Here is a 16,061-nt window from a genome sequence, read left to right on the forward strand (position 1 = left end):
TCAAGTTGGGGCTGCGCCAGCCCTGTTCAAGTGAACTCCCCGGCGAATGACGAACGGGAGGAGCAAGAGCAATAGCGCACCCAGCGAAATCAGGGCTCCAGCTCGGAAGGAGACCGGCTCGTAGGCGAACTCGACAGTACTTTTCCCCGCCGGCACGATGACGCCTCTGAACAGATAGTCCGCTTTCAGCAGCGGAGCCGGTTTTCCGTCAACGTAGGCCAGCCAGCCGGGGTAGTTGCTGTCGTTCAACATCAGCACGGCGGGCGACGGGGTATCCACCTCGACCGCCACATGCTGGGACTCATAGCGGGAAATCTTGGCGGTTCCGCCTGCCGCATCGGGCTTGATTGACTGAAGTATCGTCAAGTCACGGTCGGAAAGACCCTCGCGGGAAAGAGCGACAGCGTGAAAGGGATCGAAGCTCGGTTGCTTCAGGCGTTGCAGGACGTCACCGTCGGGCAGGATCTCGGCATTGTGAAAGAGCGAGGCCCGCGGCAAGACCTTGGAGACTTCGTAAATGCGAACCTCCTTGTCGTAGACCTCGCGAAAGGGCCCGCTCTTCTCAACCCCGCTCGCAGGCGCGAAGCGAAGCCCTGCCCATCCAGCCCAGTCCCAACCATTGCTGCCGCTCGGTCCTGGGTCGGTGGAGAACAGCAACTTGACGGGCTTCCCCGCGAAGCGACTGAGGTCCAAGCTAAATGGATGCCCCGCGCGAGCGGCACTGACCTCCTTTGGATTCAGGAAGGTCGAGAATAAAGGTTCGATCCTATCATCGCTCTCAACCTCGATGAGGAATCCGACGCCGTCACTCTTGTCGATGGCATCTTCCCGTATGACCGCAGTTCCCTCCAGCACCGGGCGGTCCGCCCGGATCGTCGTCGTATAGGAGAGTCGCTTGGAGGGGGGGTGATGAAACAAGCCTTGGACTGCCCGCCCATTCACGTCAAACGTGCCCGGTCCCAATCCCCATAGGTGTTCGCTTCTATGCTGCGCGAAAATCTCGCCGGCAACGTTGGCGGTCGAGCCATACTCGCTCACGCTGATCAAATACTTCACCGAAGACAGTGCAAGAAATCGTCTCTCCGTTTCAGTGTCGAAGGCATAGGAGAATTTTGGATCGGCCCCCGTGAAGCGATTGGCCAAGTCACCCTGGAGGCGTGCGTCCCCAGGCGTGCCGAGAAAGCTGCGAATGAAATCCATGTAGCGGCGGTAGTACATGGCATCGAGACCCCGTACGTCAGCGAGCTCGAAGGCTCCAGCCCAGTTGGGAAAGAGCACGTTCTGGCGAGCGAAGATCCGGTAATGGTCTCGGTTTTGGGCGCGGAGGAAATCGATATAGGGAGCGCCGGCGTAAGGGGTTTCGCTCGCACGCGGAAGAGAGTTGAAAGCATAGAAGCTGGGGACGATGAAGTTGAAGGACAGCTCGGCGACGAGCAGCGACACCACACCCAAGGCCGCGTATGGAAAGCGCTTGCTTGGCAGCGACAGCAAAATGATCGCGCCGAGAGACACGATGACCCCGGATAGGGCTGACACGTAGTACCAGGGCGCAACGTCCTTAACCGCGCGAAGCTCGGGCATATGCAGCGCCGCCAAGGCCAACACGATCCCAAGCACGATGCCGGCGGCAGCCAGCAGATGACGATATGCGTGCCGTTCGGTGACGTGAGAAAATCCGATGGCGGCGAGCATGGCGACGCAAAATGCCATGAGCGGTTCCTGGTACTTTACGTAGATGACCAAATTTGAAATCGGCAGCGCTCCGATCCAATTGATGATCGGATGGCCGAAGTGCTTCAGGATCAACAGCACCAAGGACAGTGAGAAGAAAAAGGTCAGGGACGGCAGCGGAGCTGGAGATTTTGTCCGCCGGGGAAACAGCCAGACGATCATCGCGGTTGCCGCAAAGATGCTGGCGAGAAGTCCCCAATAGCCCCGAACGCCCAGTCGTCCCGAGAACACCGGTCCAGCGATCAGCGGAAGGAAGTAGGTAATCGCTGCCCCTAGGTCGGGGTAAGCCAGCAGTCCGGCAATCCTGCCGCCCACATTTGATGGACGGTGGGCGTCATGGCCCGCGGCCATGAACTCGAGGAATGGAAGCAGCAGAAATGCCGAAAGCGCAAAACCCAAGCTTATGGCAGCGGCGAACTTCCATAGCCGGGAAGTCAGGGTCGTACGGAACTCCGGTACCGAGGCGAGCCTGAACAAGACGAAGAGGCAGGCGAACGATACCGCCAAGAAAAGCGATTCAGGCATTCCGCCCAGGGTGGCGACGAGAATCATCCCGGCGGCGCCCGCGACCGCTCCCCAAGAATTCTTTCTCAGGAGGACTTCAAACACCAAAAAGAGACCTGGGAGCAGGACCTCCACGCTCAGATGAGGCATGGAAAGAAAGAGGGCCAAATATCCCGTTAGCATGAAGGCGATGGCCGCGAACAGCGCGGGAAGAAACTCGAGGAAAAGCCGCGCGAACAGGAACGTCAACAAACCCGCAAGGAGGAGGCGGCCAATGAGGAAAAGGTTGTACGCCCACGGCGTGGGATTGAGCGAGAGCAACACAGACAAGGGATAGAATGGCTGTGGCTGCATCGCCGCGGCGAGTGGCGCCCCGTAGGCGGTGTAGGGATTCCACAGCGGAAGCTCGTGCTCCGTCCAATACTGTTGTGAGAGGAGTTTGCTGTAAGGTTCTGCCAGCCATGCAGGCGCGCCGGCATCCGGGGTCCGGCCAAAGGGCCGAGGTGTCGCCCTATCGGCTGGATTCCGGGCGTAGGCGCCCGAAGGCATGATGCTCGGTGCATCCCGGACGCTCAGCAACAGCGTCTGGTCCATCCACAACACGGGGAAAAAGAGCAGATTGAGGATGACTGCCAAAGACAGAGTTGCGTAGACCCACTCTTTCATGCGGACCTCGCGCATCCTCTATCGTGGGCAAGCGTGCACGGGACTTTGGCTCGATCCTCTTTCCTTGCGTTACGGCTTGGTTGCATAGACGTCGATGCCGCTTGCGGTGATTTTCAGTTTCGTTTGAAGCAAGACGCTAGGGGCCAAAGATCGTCCCATACGAAGTACTGGGCTGAGCACGGCCACCGGAAACTTATCGAAATGACCGATAATGTAGGCAGGGGTCAGCACCTTCTTGCCGCCGCCAAGCGTCACATCGGCGAAGCCCGTCTCCGTCAGCAGCCTCTCGATCGTGGCCATGCCAAAATAGAAGAGGTGCTCGCGCTTGAACTCCATCCAGTGTCGTCCGAGCAGCCTAGCCGACCAGCTGTCGACGCTCGGCGTGGCAATGAAGATCGTCGAGTGATGATCCAACATGCGCCACACATCATGCAAAAAGGCACGGGGGTCGCGAATGTGCTCAATGACATCGGCGAGAATGCACACGTCAAATGACCGATCGGGAAAGCCAGCCAGGGATGTCGAGCCGACTCGAACGGCTTCGATGCCAAGCTTCTGGTTGGCGATGGCCGCCGCGTCAGCCGAAAATTCGATGCCATTGACCTCGTAGCCGCTTGCCCGCGCTTCTATGAGCATGTTTCCGTGGCCGCATCCGATCTCCAACAAGCGTAAACCGCGAGCGGCGCGCCCACGCTTGCCAAGATATGCGTCGAGTTCCTCCAATTGGAGGCGGGCGGTCGCACGTTTGACGATCTCAAATTGCGCCGCCAGCTCGGCGTCCTCGTCGGACCCGATGAAATAATGCGGCCCGTAGATCTCAGCGAGATCGGAATCGCTTGGCTGGGGGTTCTGCAAGAGAAGGCCGCAGCTCTCGCAGCTCTCAATTGGAATGCCGCGCGTGGTAAAATGCGGCGCAAAATTCGTAGCCAGGCAAACTGGGCATGTCCGCGCGCGCAAATCGTCTGCGGTCTGTACTTCGGATTTCTGGACAGGATCGCTAGGCACAGCTTCGACTCGTCTTCTTGGCAGCGTGTCAGCCTTCATATTCTACCTCTGGACAAAAGAGGGTTGCCGACTGCCTCTTGGTGTCATTCTATCCGTCTTGGACCGGGCTGCCGGAGAATTCGTGACAACCATCCGTGAACCAACTATCCTGAATTTCAATCGTCTGACCTCTTGCTCCCGGGGCACGGATGAGCAAACCACTTCGCCTTGTCAGGCAGCCCGCGCGGTCCGCTGAGTTTGCTTGTCCTCTGTGCGGAAGTGAGCACGCGGCCTATATTTTCTCGACAAACCAGCATCGAATCCACCGCTGCGCGGGCTGTGCGCTAACCTTCAGCGAAACGCGCCCCGAGAGGCCGGGGTCCGCGCCCTCTGCGGATTCCGCATCGATTGCGAAAGCCGAACGAGACGAAACCCATCATGCTCGCCTGCTCGCGGCGCTTGCCTCTGCGAAAGTCGAGGGACCGGTATTGGCGCTTGCCGAACCCAATGACGGGCTCGTGTCGTTGCTTGGGCGCACCGGAATTCGTCTCGGTGACGTCGCCGGTCCGGAAAACTTCGCATCCGCCGATTGGGGAAGTGCGCACCAGGCCGCCGTCGTGTCCGATGCCCTGATGCGTGTCGCAAACCCTCGGGCGGCACTTTCGAAGATCCGGAAGCATCTTGCGCCCGGCGCATGCCTGTTCCTTAGCATGCCCCTGGTTGACGGCTACCAAGCAAGGCTGATGGGCCGCAATTGGCACGAATGGCGGTCGCCGAACCTTTGGTACTTCAGCCGCGAAACTTTGAATCTACTTCTGCTGGCCACGGGCTTCGAGCACGTCTGGTTTGAACCAGAGCGGCGCAGATACTCCCTCGATACGTTGCTTCAGCGCGTGGGCGCGCCTGCGGAGGCTGGGGGCTTGGGTCGCGGACTTGATCTGTTGCGGCGGGTCTCTCCTGGAAACCTTTGCCGCCGAGCCGTTCCCCCGCCGAGTGGAACGGACGTCGTCACGGCCAGAACGGCGGCAATGGCGCCAAGCGACACCGTATCGATCATTGTTCCTGCTTTCAACGAAGGGGCCACGTTTAGAGCCTTGATGGATGCCTTGCTCGCGAAGCAACTCGCCGGCATGCGCAAAGAGATCATCATCGTCGAAAGCAACTCTACCGACGTCACCAGGGATCTCGCCAAGAGCTACGCCACGCATCCCGAAGTCAAACTGCTGCTGCAATCCGCCCCGCGCGGAAAGGGCAATGCCGTGCGCGAGGGCTTGACGGTCGCCACCGGCGACATCGTGATGATTCAGGATGCCGATCTCGAATACGATCTCGACGATTACGACGGACTTCTCGCGCCGCTAACAGCCTGGCAATCGATGTTCATCCTCGGCTCGCGCCACCAGGGCGGCTGGAAGATGAGAACGTTTCACGATGCGCCGCGACTGGCAGTGATGTTCAATTTCGCGCATTGGTTCTTTAGGTCGATGATCAATGGCGTGCTCAATACGCGGATGACGGATCCTTTCACCATGTTCAAGGTCTTCCGCCGCGACGCTCTCTATGGACTGGACTTCACCTGCAACCGGTTCGATTTCGACATCGAGCTCGTGATCAAGCTCGTGCGCAAGGGTTATGTGCCGGTGGAGATTCCGGTGAACTATGAGGCGCGGTCGTTCAGCGAGGGCAAGAAGGTCAGCGTCACTCGAGATGGCCTCACTTGGGTATGGACCATCCTCAAGGCCCGATTTGCTCCGATTCCGAGCAGGCTTTCGGAGCCCAATCGATAGATGCTCCGCTGGGCCTCCAAGGATGCGCGTCCTTGCCGTTTTTTGAATCTGGCCCGTTTGCCGACCAGCCGATGCCAAAGTCGATTCCTTCCAATTGGATTGCCCTTGCCAGCCGCCTGCTCCTTCTCGCTGCGATCCTGGTCATCGTTTCGCGCGAGCATAGTTTCGATACGCTGCTCGCCTTGTGGCAGCGTATCGAACCGGCCTCCCTCGCCCTCGTCACCGTCGTCATGATAGCTCTTCAGGCAACCGGCGCTTGGCGGCTCATGGCCATCACGTTTGCCGACGGGCTTCGTCAGGTCGGCTTCCGGCCGCTGTTTCGTATCCAGCTCGTCTCGCAATTCGCAGCTGACGCCGCGCCGATCTCCGCGCTCGCTGACGTAGCGAAGGCCGCCATGGTCAAGCTTCGGTTCGCCCTCGGCACAGGGCAATCGATCCGCCCCGTCTTGTACGAGCGGATTTGTGGAGCCATGGCGGCGATCGTCATCGGAGTGCTATGCCTGTCCGCCCAATTGGTCGTGCCCACCCCTGCGGATTTGGTGAAGGCCCAGGCGATTCTGTGGGGCGTGGGCTGCGCCGGCATCGCTGCTCTCATTGCCCTCGGCGGATTTCACCTCAACACCAAATTCGAGTTCCTGAATCGGCTGGTGCGCGCGGTAATCGCGCTCGGTCACATGCTGCGTAGCCCTCTCCTCACCGCCCAGCTCCTATTGGCCACGGCGCTTCTTCTCGCAGGCTACTCGGTTATCTTCATCGTCCTTGCGCACGCCATGCAGATCCAAGTCTCCGTGCCCCACGTGTTTCTGTTCACCCCGCTGATTTTCTTCGTGTCGTCCCTTCCCGTATTCTATCAAGGCTGGGGCGGGCGCGAAGCCGCGGCGATCGCGACCATCGGCAACACGGGGCAAGTGACGAGCGCGGAAGCAATCGCCCTATCCGTCGCGTTCGGAATCGTGGTGTTTCTCGGCTCGCTTCCAGGAGCGGTATTCTGGCTGATGCGGCCATCCATGCGAAAAGCGGTCCGCCAGGAGGTCGAGCAGGCTTGATTCACTCTCCTTACCGCGCGCGTTCGTAGCATGCATGCCTTCGTCACCGGCGCTGCCGGCTTCATCGGCAGCAATCTCGTCGATCGCTTGCTCGAGCAGGGCCATCCGGTCGTCGGCTACGACAATTTTTCCACCGGCTTCAGGCCCTTTCTGCAAAGCGCATCGACGCACGCGAATTTTCGACTGTGCGAGGGCGACGTCTTGGACCTGGAGGGGATGACACGCGTCATGCGGGGGACCGACATCGTGTTTCACCTGGCGGCCAACGCCGACGTTCGCTTCGGTCTTCAGCACCCACGTAAGGATCTCGAGCAGAATACCATCGCGACGTTCAATGTGCTCGAAGCGATGCGCGCCAATGCGGTCGGCCGGATCGTGTTCTCATCGACCGGCTCGATCTACGGCGAAGCCGATATCGTTCCTACCCCGGAGAACGCGCCCTTCCCCGTACAGACGTCTCTCTACGGAGCCTCCAAGCTCGCCGGCGAGGGGCTGATCGAAGCCTATTGTGAGGGGTTTGGCATGCGCGGCTGGATCTTCCGCTTCGTCTCCATCCTTGGGCCGCGCTACACCCACGGTCACGTGTTCGACTTCTACGCGCAGCTTCTCGATCACCCGTCACGGCTGGACGTGCTTGGCAACGGGCGCCAGCGGAAGTCTTATTTGCACGTTCAGGACTGCATCGACGCCATGGGTTGCGCCTTGCGCATGGCTGAGAACAAGGTCAATGTCTTCAATCTTGGTACTGACGAATATTGTGAAGTGAACGACTCGATCGGGTGGATGACGGGTCATCTCGGCGTCAAACCCGCCCTCGCCTATAGCGGCGGCGATCGTGGCTGGGTTGGCGACAATCCCTTTATCTTCCTCGATGCGAGCCGCATACGGGCGCTCGGCTGGAAGCCGAAATACTCCATCCGCGAGAGCGTCATCGAGACCTTGGATTGGCTCAGCAAGAACCAATGGGTTCTGGTCAGCCGGCGATAAATGCTGACGCTTGCCGATTTCGTGTGGATCGAAAGGCCTGTGAAGAGTGGTTCGAGTAACGCCTCATAGTCTGCAGCGATGAAGATTTGCGTCTTTGGAACATGGCATCTGGGCTGCGTCACCGCTGCCTGCCTCGCCCATGCCGGCTACCTAACGACCGGCCTCGACTACGACCGGGCGGTTATTGCGGGTCTCCGGGCGGGCAAGGCTCCCTTGTTCGAGCCAGGACTGGACGAGCTGATCGCCGAAGGGATTGCCGCGTTCCGGCTGGACTTCGCGACAGACCCCAAGGCTGTGGCGGAGTGCGACATCGTCTGGGTGGCCTTCGATACTCCAGTCGACGACAATGACGTCGCCGACGTGCAATGCGTGATCGATGCCGCACGCGGCCTGTTGCCTCATCTCCGCGACGGCGCGGTCGTGCTGATCTCATCGCAGCTCCCTGTTGGCAGCACGCGCGCGTTGTCGGAGGATTTTCGCCGGGAAGAGCCCTCCAAGACATGCCACTTTGCCTATTCGCCGGAGAATTTGCGTCTTGGGAAGGCCATCGAGATCTTCAGGAACGCCGAACGTATCGTCGTGGGATGCGAGGATGAGAGGGTCATCCAGGTCCTTCGCCCCGTGCTTGAGAATTTCACGCAAACCATCCTCTGGATGTGCCTCGAATCGGCGGAAATGGTGAAGCACGCCATGAATGTTTTTCTCGCGACGAGCGTGACCTTCGCCAACGAGATGGCTTCGATTTGCGAGCGCGTGGGGGCGGACGCCGGCCAAGTGGAGCAAGCGCTTCGGCTTGAGCCTCGGATTGGTCCCAGAGCCTATATCAAACCAGGCACATCCTTTGCCGGCGGGACGTTGGCGCGCGATGTGATGTTCTTGCGGAGTATCGCGCGGCGCGAGGGCCTACACGTGCCGCTGATCGACGGCATTTTGCCGAGCAACAAGGCCCATCAGCGTTGGCCGGTTCGGCGTTTGACGGAGCGCTACGGGTCGTTGAAGGGTCGCAACGTGGCGGTGCTTGGACTCACCTACAAACCCGGGACGGACACGCTCCGCCGCTCATCCTCGATTGAGGTGTGCCGGGGGCTTGCCGAACTTGGCGCCAAGGTCACCGCCTTCGATCCGGCGATCCGCACCCTACCTCAGGAGCTCGAAAAGGTTATCCGTCTCACCGATAGCATCGAAGGGGCTCTGTCCGGCGCCGATGCCGCCATCGTGGCGACCGAGTGGCCCGAGTTCAAGTCGCTGTCGCCGAGCGTCTGCATCGATACCATGCGCAGCCCGTTGATCTGCGATCCTAATCGCTTCCTCGGGGCGGCTTTCGAGAACGCTCCGCAAATCACGTACATCACCGTGGGGAAAGCTTAAGATGCGGCTCACCGGCAAATGCGCCATCGTCACGGGTGCGAGCCAGGGACTCGGCGCGGCAATAGCCGAACGCTTCGTGGAGGAAGGCGCCTCCTTGCTGATCTGCGCCCGCAGCGCCGACGCCATCAACAGCGTTGCGGAGAAACTCTCTGCCAAGGCGAGCAGCGGTCAACAGATTGCCGCTTGCACCACGGACGTGGCCGATGCATCGCAGGTCGATAGCCTGGTGAAGCGCGCGCTGGACCTCTTCGGACGCATCGATATCCTCGTGAACAATGCAGGCATTTACGGTCCAATGGGCCTGACTCACGAGGTCGATTGGAACGAATGGGTCGATGCCATCTCCATAAACCTGTTGGGGGTCGTCTATGCCTGCCGCGCCGTCACCCCGATCATGATCGCCCAAGACTCGGGCAGGATCGTCAACATCTCGGGCGGCGGAGCGACGAACCCCCTGCCCCGGCTGACCAGCTACGCAGCATCAAAGGCTGCCGTCGTGCGCTTCAGCGAGTCGCTTGCGCTCGAGCTCAAGGAGCACGGCATTACCGTGAACACGGTCGCTCCGGGCGCGCTGGCCACGCGAATGATGCGGCAAGTGCTCGAAGCCGGCCCCGAGAAGGTCGGTGCCGCGTTCCACGAGCGCATGGGCAAGCTCCACAGAGAAGGTGGGACGCCTCTCTCGGCCGGGGCCGATCTGACCGTCTATCTCGCCTCCGACGAGAGCGCCGGCATCACCGGAAGATTGATCAGCGCTGTGTGGGATCCTTGGCCGACCCTGCACATTCATGCCGCTGAACTCGAGTCCGCCGACATTTACACGCTTCGTCGTATCGTGCCCGCCGATCGCGGCCGCAGCTTCGATGACTAAGCCATGAAACTCGGGATCGTCGGTTGTGGATTGATCGGACAGAAGCGCGCCGCGACAGCAGCAAGCGGCCAGGTCGCCATCGTCTGCGACACCGACATCGAGCGGGCGAGATCGCTTGCGTCACGCACCGGCGCCGATGCGGTCGAGGACTGGCGCAAAGTGATCGCGGCAAACATCGATGCGGTCATCGTCGCCACGACGCACGACAGCCTCGCCGAGATTTCCACGGCGGCTGCGGAAGCCGGAAAGCACGTGCTCGTCGAAAAGCCTGCCGGGCGGAACTTCGCCGAGGCGGCGCGGGTCCGCGATGCGGGGCAGCGGAGCGGGATCGTGGTAAAGGTCGGCTTCAATCACCGTTTCCACCCAGGCCTGAGCGCAGCGAAGGACATCGTCAGTTCCGGCGCGCTGGGGCCGCTATACTATGTTCGCGGCCGTTACGGACATGGCGGGCGCGTGGGCTACGAGCAAGAATGGCGCTGTCAGCGCGAGATTTCCGGCGGCGGTGAACTGATCGACCAGGGAAGCCACCTGATCGATCTGTCGCGCTGGTTCTTGGGCGATCTCGCTCTCGACTATGCCGTAACGCCGACGTTCTTTTGGGATGTCGCCGTCGACGACAATTGCTTTCTTGCCCTGCGCGGCACCAAAAGCGAAGTCGCCTGGCTGCACGCCACCTGGACCGAGTGGAAGAACATGTTCTCGTTTGAGATCGTGGGACGCGACGGTAAACTCACCAGCGAAGGCCTCGGCGAGAGTTACGGCGTCGAGCGGCTCACCTTCCACAAGATGCTTCCTCAAATGGGACCGCCCGAGACCGTCACCTGGGAGTATCCGTTTCCGGATACGTCGTGGCAGTGCGAGTTTGAAAGCTTCACCGCCGCCGTCGAGGGCAGACCTTCGCGGATTGCCGACATCAGCGACGCATGTGCAGTTCTTGCGATTGTCGAACAAGCATATGCAGGAGCCAGCAGATGATCATCGCCCGTAGCCCCTTGCGCATCACGCTTGGCGGCGGAGGGACCGACCTTCCGTCCTACTACCGGGATCATGGAGGATTCCTGATCGCGGCAGCCATCGACCGCTACGTCTACATCACCATCCATATGACGTTCGTCGACTATCTCATCGTCAAATATTCCAAGCTCGAGCAGGTCACCTCCATCGACGAGCTGCAGCACCCGATCATCCGCGAAGCCATGAAGTTGCTTGGCGTCAGTTGCAAGCGGCTCGAGATCACGAGCATGGCGGACATTCCCGCAGGCACGGGGCTCGGCTCCTCCGGCAGCTTCACCACGGCGTTGCTGCGGGCGCTCCATGCCTATCAGAAGAACCTCGTCAGCCCCCAAACGCTGGCCGAGCAGGCTTGCCATATCGAAATCGACCTTCTCGGCGAGCCGACCGGCAAGCAGGACCAATTTATCGCTTCATTCGGCGGTGTGACCTGCTTCCATTTCAACAAAGACGACACCGTCTCCGCCGCACCTGCACAGATTTCGCCCGAAACGCTGGACAATCTCGAAGACGGATTGGTGATGTTCTTTACCGGCGTTACCCGTTCTGCCGGAACCATCCTCAAGGAGCAGGACGACAAATCGAAAGCCAAGGACAGCTCGGTGATCGATAATCTGCACTATGTGAAGGATCTCGGCTTGCGCAGCCTCAACGCGCTTGAAAGCGGCGACCTCTACATGTTCGGCGTGCTTATGGATGAGCACTGGAAGCACAAGAAGAAGCGCTCCAACCACATGACAAATCCGGAGATTGACCACTGGTACGACCTCGCCATGCGCAATGGCGCGCGGGGCGGCAAGCTGATCGGCGCCGGTGGCGGAGGATTCCTGTTGTTCTACACCGAGGACAAGAAGCGTGTGCGGCATGTCATGCGCGAGACGGGGCTCGAGGAGGTGCGCATCCGTTTCGATTTCGAAGGCACCAAGATCATCGTGCAATGACCGAGATGCCGCCATTGGCGCTGCTGGCGGGCGGCTTGGCCACGCGACTGCGGCCACTGACACAGCAGATGCCGAAGGCGATGATCGAGGTCGCCGGCGAGCCGTTCATCGCTCATCAGCTCCGCCTTTTGCAGCGCGAGCGCGTTTCGCGCGTGGTGCTTTGCGTCGGGTATCTTTGGGAGCAGATCGCGGAGTTCGTCGGCGACGGCGGCAGGTTCGGCGTCAACGTCAGTTACCAGGTCGACGGTCCGGAGTTGCTCGGCACCGGTGGAGCGCTCCGCGCCGCGCTTCCCGAGCTCGGAAGCGAGTTCCTCGTGATGTACGGCGACAGCTGGCTCGACACGGCCTATGCGCCGATCGTCGATGCATTCCGGGCGAGCGGCAAGCCTGCATTGATGACCGTGTTCCGCAACGATGGGAAATGGGACACGAGCAATGTCTGGTTCGATGAAGGGCGCATCAGGTGCTACGACAAGGCGGAGCGCCTGCCGCAGATGCGCCATATCGACTGGGGGCTCGGAATACTCCGCTCCGAGGTGCCGTCAGCGCGGTCCCCGGGCGTTTCGTTCGATCTCGCCAGCGTCTATGCCGAGCTTGCGCAATCCGGCAACCTCGCGGGCTATGAGGTGAAGACCCGCTTCTACGAGATCGGGTCGCCGGACGGCTTGCGCAAAACCGACGCGCTGCTCCGCGGCAGGGTCGCGCCGACGTCCCTTTGACCCGACCGCCCTACGAGGCGGCGCGTTTGCCCGGACTCTCGATCTGATAGCCCGCCGATGCCGCGTCGTTGTAGAACATCTTCACCGTGTCCAGCGAGTAATCCTTGAGATCCTTGCCGACCAGAGCGAGCTTCTTCAAATGGTCGTTGGTGACGGTGATGATGTGGCAGCCGATTGCATCTGCCTGGAAGATGTTCAGCACCTCCCGAGGGCTCGCCCAGAGCAGCTCGGCCTTCGGACGTCCCTTCAACAGGCGAAGCGCCTCGGCCATATGCGGCACCGGATCGCGTCCGGTATCGGCGATGCGGCCGGCAAAGACCGACACCACCGCCGGCACGCTCTCCGCCAACGCCTCGCCGACACGCGAGACCTGCTCCAGCGTCGTCATGGCGGTGACATTGAGTTTCACCCCTGCCCGCGACAGCATTGCGATCAATGGGCCGGAGAAATCGCCCTTGGTATTGGTCACCGGGATCTTCACATAGACATTGTCACCCCATGAAGAGATCTCACGCGCCTGCGCCTCCATCGAAAGGAAGTCGTCGGCGAACACTTCGAAGGAGATTGGGCGATCGGGGATGATGGTCAGCACATCATGGGCAAAAGACTTGTAGTCGTTCACACCGGCCGCGCGCATCAGCGTGGGGTTGGTGGTGAAACCCTTGATGAGTGGGTTGCCGGCTGCCTGGCGCATGGCGTTGAGGTCGGCGCCATCGGCGAAAATCTTGATTCTGAGTTGGTCGACGCTCGGTGTGCTCATGTGCGATCTCCCGTTTGCGTCCCCTCAAGTATAGCCGCGGCAGCTTCGATCAGCGAACTGATTATTTTATCGGGCTGCATTGACCCTTCTTGCTCGTAACCGTGATCCACGAATAGCGTCTTGCACCCGGCGGCACGCCCAGCTTCCATGTCGCGCCAGCGATCGCCGACGAGATAGCTCGACGAGAGATCGATCCCCCACTCCGCTGCGGCGTCGAGCAGCATGCCTGGCTTGGGCTTGCGGCAATGGCAATTGTCGGTGTTGAGGTGAGCGCACATCTTGATGCCGTCGATCTGGAGCTCCGCCCGGATCTTGTCGTGCATGGCATCGACGGTCGCCTGTGAGGTCCGACCGGTCGCAAGGTCCGGCTGATTGGTGATGACGATGATCGTGAAGCCGGCCTTCTTGAGGGCGCCGATGGCTTCCCCTACTCCCGGCAGGAACCGGAAATCTTCGAGCCGGGTGGGAGCCACGGCCTTTCCATCGCGCTCCACGTTGGCATTGATGACGCCGTCCCGGTCGAGGAAGACGGCCCTAGTCACCATTTGGTCGCGTGCTTCTGCAGCTTCGGATTCGATACGAGGCAGTGCCAAACGACGGCCTGGAAGGCCTCGGATAAAGGCGTCACCCTCGACTCCTCGACGGTCGGAATCACCACGACAACGTCGCCAGCCTTCTTGGTATAGCCGCCGTCGCGGCCGACGATGCCGAACACTTTCAGGCCGCGCTGCTTGGCCTCCTGGATCGCTGCCACGATATTCGGGCTCACGTTCTTTTCGAGATTGCCGCCGCCGACGGAGAAGATCAGGATCGCATCCTTGGCATTGGCGCGGCTCACTTTGAGCCACTCGGCGAACACCGTTTGCCAGCCTTCGTCGTTGGTGCGTGCCGTGAGCTCCGAGACATTGTCGGTCGGAGCGTAGGCCTCGATGCCGCACAGCTTGCGAAAGTCATTGACGGCATGGCTGCTGTTGCCGGCACTGCCGCCCACGCCGAGAATGAACAGACGTCCGTCGCGCTCGCGCAGGGCGACGAGCTCGTCGCAAAGGGACTCGACCGTCTCCGGGGACAGAAGCGTCGCGGTTTGGCAGACTTCACCAAGGAAGGTGGCAGCGTGGGTCATTGACGGTTTGCCTCCACCACACTCAAACGCAACCATATGGCGGGAATTATCCGGAGGATACACAGAGTGTTGCTGTGGGGGTATGCTGGTTTATCCTTTGGGGACTGGCAATAGCCCTATCTTATCCTGCCACGCGAACTTTGAACAAAAATGCACGACACCGAAAAAGTGAGCAAACACTGGGGCAAGCGGCGGACCGGCGTGCATTCGAGGAACCATTGGCTGAACCACCCGCTTACGCGAGCCCATCTCTGCACGAGAATATCAGGCGATCCTAAGAAGGGGTCTCTCGACCATTGGATTCACGATTACATCCCAAAGCCAATCGAATCAGCTTTGTCTGTTGGATGCGGCTTTGGAGCGTTTGAGCGTTCGTTGATCAAGAACAATGTCACTCAGCACGTTCTTGGCATTGACTTGAGCAGGGACGCGATTGCCGCGGCTGAAGCCGCCGCCGAGGCCGAGGGGCTATCGGACCGCATCACTTATAGAAGCTTGGACCTGAATTCTTATGAGCTCCCTGAAGCGGGCTACGATGCCATTTTCGGAATTTCCTCTTTCCATCACATTTTTGCTCTGGAGTCTGTTTTCTGCAATTGCCGTCAGGCTCTCAAACCCAACGGGTTGATGTTTTTGGACGAGTACATCGGCCCCTCCCGCTGGCAGCTTTCGGAGACGGCTTTCGAAACAATGAACGCAATTCTCGCGATCCTGCCGGAGCGCTACCGGCAGCGACTCGAAACCGATCCGATACTTACAAAGCAGCAAATCGACCCGCCGCCCATTTCATGGTTTGAGGAGAATGATCCCTCGGAGTCGATCCGTTCAAGTGAGATCATGAACGTACTCAAGCTATATTTTGATGTTCTCGATTTTCGAGGGTACGGGGGCGGCCTTACTCATCTCCTCTTGTCTGGCATCGCTGCAAATTTCGACGAGAATAACCAGGACCATGCTTGCATTCTGCGTCTGATTCTACTGTTAGAGGATACCTTGGAGAGGCACGGCATCATCACAGGTGACTTTGCGGCGATTGTCGCGAGGCCTAAGACCTCCGCGTCACGACGCGAAAATTCGTCAATAAGAAAAATCGAATCGTCCACGAATGGCCGATATGCCTGAGCGCGGTTGAAGGCGATGCCGTGTCCAAGGTGGCGTGCCAGTCTGGAGAGTAGGAACCATGGCAATAACGACATCCCCTCATTTTTATGGTTTTCTCCTCCGTGGACTGTGAACCCTCAAAGGAAAATGAGATGCGATCCATTTTGTTCACTGCTGCGGGTTGTCTTGCCCTAGCGGCTTGTGACCAGCAAGCCGCACAACAGGAGAAGCAACCGGTACCCCCCATCCAAAATGCTAGCGTTTGTGCTGATGATATTACAAAGCTCTGTCCTGGGGTTGAGGGCGGAGGCGGGCGCATTGGCGCGTGTCTCGCAGCTCACAAAGACCAAGTGAGCGAGGCGTGTAGAAAATTCAATAATCTCTAATTCCGCAACTTTTATCGAGAGCCTGGAAAAGGGTAGGCCTCATAAGTGCCGCTGTCACGAGGTGCAGAGTCTCGGTCCC

General features: G+C 59.9%; 14 protein-coding genes. 9 read left to right on the forward strand and 5 right to left on the reverse strand.

Annotated elements, in window-relative coordinates:
- On the reverse strand, positions 1-2,901 hold the full coding sequence (locus ACREC7_RS00365; protein WP_431553693.1) for a YfhO family protein: 2,901 nt from the start codon (positions 2,899-2,901) through the stop codon (positions 1-3).
- Positions 2,902-2,970: 69 nt separating this feature from the next.
- Complete coding sequence (locus ACREC7_RS00370) at positions 2,971-3,945, reverse strand: class I SAM-dependent methyltransferase (protein ID WP_431553694.1); 975 nt, start codon at positions 3,943-3,945, stop codon at positions 2,971-2,973.
- Between the two features lie 428 nt (positions 3,946-4,373).
- Between ACREC7_RS00370 and ACREC7_RS00375 the strand changes: the two genes are divergently transcribed.
- The 8 genes from ACREC7_RS00375 to ACREC7_RS00410 all read left to right on the forward strand — a co-directional run bounded on the left by ACREC7_RS00375 (position 4,374) and on the right by ACREC7_RS00410 (position 12,612).
- On the forward strand, positions 4,374-5,672 hold the full coding sequence (locus ACREC7_RS00375) for a glycosyltransferase (RefSeq protein WP_431553695.1): 1,299 nt from the start codon (positions 4,374-4,376) through the stop codon (positions 5,670-5,672).
- 32 nt (positions 5,673-5,704) lie between these two features.
- On the forward strand, positions 5,705-6,718 hold the full coding sequence (locus tag ACREC7_RS00380; RefSeq protein ID WP_431553696.1) for a lysylphosphatidylglycerol synthase transmembrane domain-containing protein: 1,014 nt from the start codon (positions 5,705-5,707) through the stop codon (positions 6,716-6,718).
- 30 nt (positions 6,719-6,748) lie between these two features.
- Complete coding sequence (locus ACREC7_RS00385; RefSeq protein ID WP_431553697.1) at positions 6,749-7,705, forward strand: NAD-dependent epimerase/dehydratase family protein; 957 nt, start codon at positions 6,749-6,751, stop codon at positions 7,703-7,705.
- 78 nt (positions 7,706-7,783) lie between these two features.
- On the forward strand, positions 7,784-9,073 hold the full coding sequence (locus tag ACREC7_RS00390) for a UDP-glucose dehydrogenase family protein (RefSeq protein WP_431553698.1): 1,290 nt from the start codon (positions 7,784-7,786) through the stop codon (positions 9,071-9,073).
- A 1-nt stretch (position 9,074) separates the two neighbouring features.
- Positions 9,075-9,941, forward strand: coding sequence for an SDR family NAD(P)-dependent oxidoreductase (locus ACREC7_RS00395; RefSeq protein ID WP_431553699.1), 867 nt, complete (start codon positions 9,075-9,077; stop codon positions 9,939-9,941).
- A gap of 3 nt (positions 9,942-9,944) precedes the next feature.
- Complete coding sequence (locus ACREC7_RS00400; RefSeq protein ID WP_431553700.1) at positions 9,945-10,916, forward strand: Gfo/Idh/MocA family protein; 972 nt, start codon at positions 9,945-9,947, stop codon at positions 10,914-10,916.
- Entirely contained in the window at positions 10,913-11,893 is a 981-nt protein-coding gene (locus tag ACREC7_RS00405) for a hypothetical protein (protein WP_431553701.1), read from the forward strand. The genes ACREC7_RS00400 and ACREC7_RS00405 overlap by 4 nt, the downstream gene beginning before the upstream one ends.
- Positions 11,890-12,612, forward strand: a complete 723-nt coding sequence (locus ACREC7_RS00410; RefSeq protein WP_431553702.1) for a nucleotidyltransferase family protein — start codon at positions 11,890-11,892, stop codon at positions 12,610-12,612. Before ACREC7_RS00405 ends, ACREC7_RS00410 begins: the two co-directional genes overlap by 4 nt.
- Before the next feature lie 10 nt (positions 12,613-12,622).
- On the opposite strand, the gene ACREC7_RS00415 is transcribed toward ACREC7_RS00410, so the two are convergent.
- The 3 genes from ACREC7_RS00415 to ACREC7_RS00425 are packed head-to-tail and all read right to left on the reverse strand — an operon-like array spanning position 12,623 to position 14,495.
- Complete coding sequence (locus ACREC7_RS00415) at positions 12,623-13,372, reverse strand: transaldolase (RefSeq protein ID WP_431553703.1); 750 nt, start codon at positions 13,370-13,372, stop codon at positions 12,623-12,625.
- Positions 13,369-13,917, reverse strand: coding sequence for a D-glycero-alpha-D-manno-heptose-1,7-bisphosphate 7-phosphatase (locus ACREC7_RS00420; RefSeq protein ID WP_431553704.1), 549 nt, complete (start codon positions 13,915-13,917; stop codon positions 13,369-13,371). The genes ACREC7_RS00415 and ACREC7_RS00420 overlap by 4 nt, the downstream gene beginning before the upstream one ends.
- Positions 13,911-14,495 carry an SIS domain-containing protein gene (locus ACREC7_RS00425; RefSeq protein WP_431553705.1) on the reverse strand — a complete coding sequence of 195 codons (585 nt, stop codon included), beginning with the start codon at positions 14,493-14,495 and terminating at the stop codon, positions 13,911-13,913. The genes ACREC7_RS00420 and ACREC7_RS00425 overlap by 7 nt, the downstream gene beginning before the upstream one ends.
- 150 nt (positions 14,496-14,645) lie before the next feature.
- Between ACREC7_RS00425 and ACREC7_RS00430 the strand changes: the two genes are divergently transcribed.
- Positions 14,646-15,617 carry a class I SAM-dependent methyltransferase gene (locus tag ACREC7_RS00430; RefSeq protein WP_431553706.1) on the forward strand — a complete coding sequence of 324 codons (972 nt, stop codon included), beginning with the start codon at positions 14,646-14,648 and terminating at the stop codon, positions 15,615-15,617.
- Positions 15,618-16,061: the final 444 nt, after the last annotated feature.

This window comes from Methyloceanibacter sp., assembly GCF_050728395.1.
Lineage (GTDB): Bacteria > Pseudomonadota > Alphaproteobacteria > Rhizobiales > Methyloligellaceae > Methyloceanibacter.

Bases quoted from the DNA above. Each gene is read 5' to 3' on its own strand.
- ACREC7_RS00365 (WP_431553693.1), bottom strand. From the start codon at position 2,901: ATGAAAGAGTGGGTCTACGCAACTCTGTCTTTGGCAGTCATCCTCAAT.
- ACREC7_RS00370 (WP_431553694.1), bottom strand. From the start codon at position 3,945: ATGAAGGCTGACACGCTGCCAAGAAGACGAGTCGAAGCTGTGCCTAGC.
- ACREC7_RS00385 (WP_431553697.1), top strand. From the start codon at position 6,749: ATGCATGCCTTCGTCACCGGCGCTGCCGGCTTCATCGGCAGCAATCTC.
- ACREC7_RS00390 (WP_431553698.1), top strand. From the start codon at position 7,784: ATGAAGATTTGCGTCTTTGGAACATGGCATCTGGGCTGCGTCACCGCT.
- ACREC7_RS00395 (WP_431553699.1), top strand. From the start codon at position 9,075: ATGCGGCTCACCGGCAAATGCGCCATCGTCACGGGTGCGAGCCAGGGA.
- ACREC7_RS00400 (WP_431553700.1), top strand. From the start codon at position 9,945: ATGAAACTCGGGATCGTCGGTTGTGGATTGATCGGACAGAAGCGCGCC.
- ACREC7_RS00405 (WP_431553701.1), top strand. From the start codon at position 10,913: ATGATCATCGCCCGTAGCCCCTTGCGCATCACGCTTGGCGGCGGAGGG.
- ACREC7_RS00410 (WP_431553702.1), top strand. From the start codon at position 11,890: ATGACCGAGATGCCGCCATTGGCGCTGCTGGCGGGCGGCTTGGCCACG.
- ACREC7_RS00415 (WP_431553703.1), bottom strand. From the start codon at position 13,372: ATGAGCACACCGAGCGTCGACCAACTCAGAATCAAGATTTTCGCCGAT.
- ACREC7_RS00420 (WP_431553704.1), bottom strand. From the start codon at position 13,917: ATGGTGACTAGGGCCGTCTTCCTCGACCGGGACGGCGTCATCAATGCC.
- ACREC7_RS00425 (WP_431553705.1), bottom strand. From the start codon at position 14,495: ATGACCCACGCTGCCACCTTCCTTGGTGAAGTCTGCCAAACCGCGACG.
- ACREC7_RS00430 (WP_431553706.1), top strand. From the start codon at position 14,646: ATGCACGACACCGAAAAAGTGAGCAAACACTGGGGCAAGCGGCGGACC.